This is a genomic window from Limosilactobacillus difficilis (assembly GCF_947387495.1).
Lineage (GTDB): Bacteria > Bacillota > Bacilli > Lactobacillales > Lactobacillaceae > Limosilactobacillus > Limosilactobacillus difficilis.
The window spans coordinates 1-3,094 of the sequence record NZ_CANDNU010000077.1 but is presented as its reverse complement, the minus strand read 5'-3'; the positions used below and the strand labels follow the sequence as shown (position 1 = coordinate 3,094).

General features: G+C 48.0%; 2 protein-coding genes. Both read left to right on the top strand.

Annotated elements, in window-relative coordinates; genetic code table 11:
- The first annotated feature begins 253 nt into the window (after window positions 1–253).
- Window positions 254–730 (top strand): S-ribosylhomocysteine lyase, encoded by a 477-nt coding sequence (locus QOR82_RS08915; RefSeq protein ID WP_283584391.1) that lies wholly within the window; start codon window positions 254–256, stop codon window positions 728–730.
- 260 nt (window positions 731–990) lie between these two features.
- Window positions 991–2,964, top strand: coding sequence for a transketolase (gene tkt, locus QOR82_RS08910; RefSeq protein WP_283584390.1), 1,974 nt, complete (start codon window positions 991–993; stop codon window positions 2,962–2,964).
- Window positions 2,965–3,094 lie beyond the last annotated feature (130 nt).

Sequence of the window (3,094 nt, the reverse complement as noted above, 5' to 3'; positions counted from 1 at the left end):
TTTGGTTATTAAACTAATTCTACCCGTTATGGGTTATTTTTTTAATTTATGTTGCACTTGAATTGTAAATTCTCAATCGATAAAAAATTGAAAAATGGACAACTTAGTATTTTATACCGAAAAGACCGTCATTCCAAATTCTCATCTAATTTTAAAGGACCTTTCTGGCCATTAGTCACCATTCTTAGCGTTGACAACTGTCTCATGTGGTGCGAGGATTAAAACAATTTAAGAAAAGAAAGGGCGATTTTTAATGGCAAAGGTTGAAAGTTTTACATTGGACCATACGAAGGTCAAAGCCCCTTATGTTCGTCTGATCACGGTGGAAAAGGGACAGAAGGGCGACGAGATCAGCAACTATGACTTGCGGTTAGTCCAACCAAATGTCAACGCGATTCCGACAGCCGGCTTGCATACGATCGAACACCTGCTGGCGGGCTTGTTGCGTGACCGGCTGGACGGCGTTATTGACTGCTCGCCGTTTGGTTGCCGGACCGGTTTCCACTTGATTACTTGGGGCCGTCACAGCACGACTGAAGTGGCCAAGGCCTTGAAGTCATCACTGGAAGAAATCGCCTACCATACTGAATGGAAGGACGTTCAGGGGACGACCATCGAAAGCTGCGGCAATTACCGTGACCACTCGCTCTTCTCTGCGAAGGAATGGTCGAAGAAGATCCTGTCTGAAGGTATCAGTGACGACCCGTTCAAGCGGAACGTGGTTGACTAAATATTTAGGAACAAACTCCGCAGGCCTACAGTGGCTTGGGGAGTTTGTTGCTTGTCAAGTTTGAAAGCCGTGCCAAAAGCGAGAAAGCGGCGGACTTACGGCCAACTTATGGCCAATTTCTCATAATCATAGAATTTTTTAAAAAATCACAACGAAACTCTTGTACAAAAAGCCCCTCAATGGTTACAATTGCTGTTGAGGATCTCAGAGTGTGAGATCAGATCAATTTCTATTGTTTCTAGAAAAGGAGAAGGAAATTCATGAGTACCAAATTAGATCATCAATCTGTTGATGCGCTGCGTTTCTTGGCTGCTGACATGATTGAAAAGGCCAACAGTGGTCACCCAGGCGTTGCGATTGACATTGCCCCAATGGCTTACCAGCTTTGGGAAAAGAACATGAACTTCAACCCCGAGGATCCTAAGTGGATCAACCGGGACCGTTTTGTTCTTTCATCTGGTCACGGTTCATCACAACTTTACGCCCTGCTGCACTTCAACGGCTTCGGCGTTTCCATGGATGACATCAAGCAATTCCGTCAATGGGGCTCACTGACGCCAGGCCACCCAGAATACGGTCACACTCCTGGTGTTGACGCTACGACTGGTCCTCTGGGTCAAGGTATCTCAATGGCTGTCGGGATGGCACTTGCTGAAAAGCACCTGGCTGCTATCTACAACAAGCCTGGTTACGACGTCATCGACCACTACACTTACACCATCCTTGGTGACGGTGACCTGAACGAAGGTGTTAGTGAAGAAGCACTGAACATCGCCGGTGACAAGGGTCTTGGCAAGCTGATTGCCCTTTATGACTCCAACGACGTTACCCTTGACGGTCCACTTTCACTGAGTACTAGTGAAAAGGTTAAGAGCCGTGTTGAAGCTGCTGGTTGGGACTACCAGTTAGTTGAACAAGGTAACACTGACCTTGACGACATCCAAGCTGCTATTGAACACGCAAAGCACACCAGCAAGCCATCACTGATCGAAGTTAAGACGACCATTGGTTACGGCAGTCCACAAGCTGGTACCAACGCCGTTCACGGTAACCCACTGGGTGAAGAAAACCTGAAGGCAATGCGTGAAAAGCTGGGCTGGGACTACAAGCCATTTGAATTCCCGAAGGAAATCACTGACAACTTCGACAAGTGCGTAGCTGCTAAGAAGCCAGCATACGACGCATGGCAAAAGATGTTTGCTGACTACAGCAAGAAGTACCCAGAAGACGCTAAGCACATGACTTCCGTCAAGCTGGACACTGATGGTCTGAAGTCCAACTACAAGCCAGGTGACGAAGTTTCAACCCGTGTTGCTGGCCACGATGTTCTTCAGCAATTGGCTGCTAAGAACCCACAACTTTGGGGTGGTGCCGCTGACCTGTACTCATCCAACAAGACTTACTTGGATGACGACGGCAACTTCACTGCTGACAACCCGAAGGGCCGCAACGTTTACTTCGGTATTCGTGAATTCGGCATGGCAACTTCCATCAACGGGATCAACCTGCACGGTGGTTCACGCTTCTTCGGCAGTGCCTTCTTCGTCTTCAGCGACTACCTTCGTGGTGCCGTTCGGATCGCTGCTCTGATGAAGCTGCCTTCCATCTTCATCTTCTCCCACGACTCCATCGCCGTTGGTGAAGACGGTCCTACCCACGAACCAATCGAACAACTGGCAAGCTTCCGTGCAATGCCAGGCCTGAACGTTATCCGTCCTGCCGACGCTAACGAAATGGTTTCTGCTTGGAAGTTCATCGGTAACGAAACTGACGCTCCAACTATGCTGGTAGCTTCACGTCAGAACCTGCCAGTTCTGAAGGAAACCGAAAATGCTCCAGTTGAAAAGGGTGGTTACATCCTGGCCGACTCCGACAAGGACACGCCAGATGGCATCCTGATCGCCGCTGGTTCTGAAGTTTCCCTGGCTATGAACGCCAAGAAGGAACTTGCTAAGCAGGGTGTTGACGTTCGTGTTGTATCAATGCCAAGCACCGACCTCTTCAACCAACAACCGGCTGACTACCGTGAAAAGGTTCTGCCAAAGGCTGTTACGAAGCGGATGGCTATCGAAATGGCTGCTAGCCAGACTTGGTACCAATACACTGGCCTTGACGGTGCTGTCTTCGGCATTGACAAGTTTGGTGCATCTGCTCCTGGTGCTGAAGTTATCAAGAACTACGGTTTCACTACTGAAAACGTCGTTAAGAGCTTCAAGGACCTGCTGAACAAGTAGTTTGTATCAGTTCTGAATGAAAAAGTCGCCCCTGGTGGGCGGCTTTTTTGTTAATTGAGAATTTACAATTCAAGTGCAACATAAATTAAAAAAATAACCCATAACGGGTAGAATTAGTTTAATAACCAAA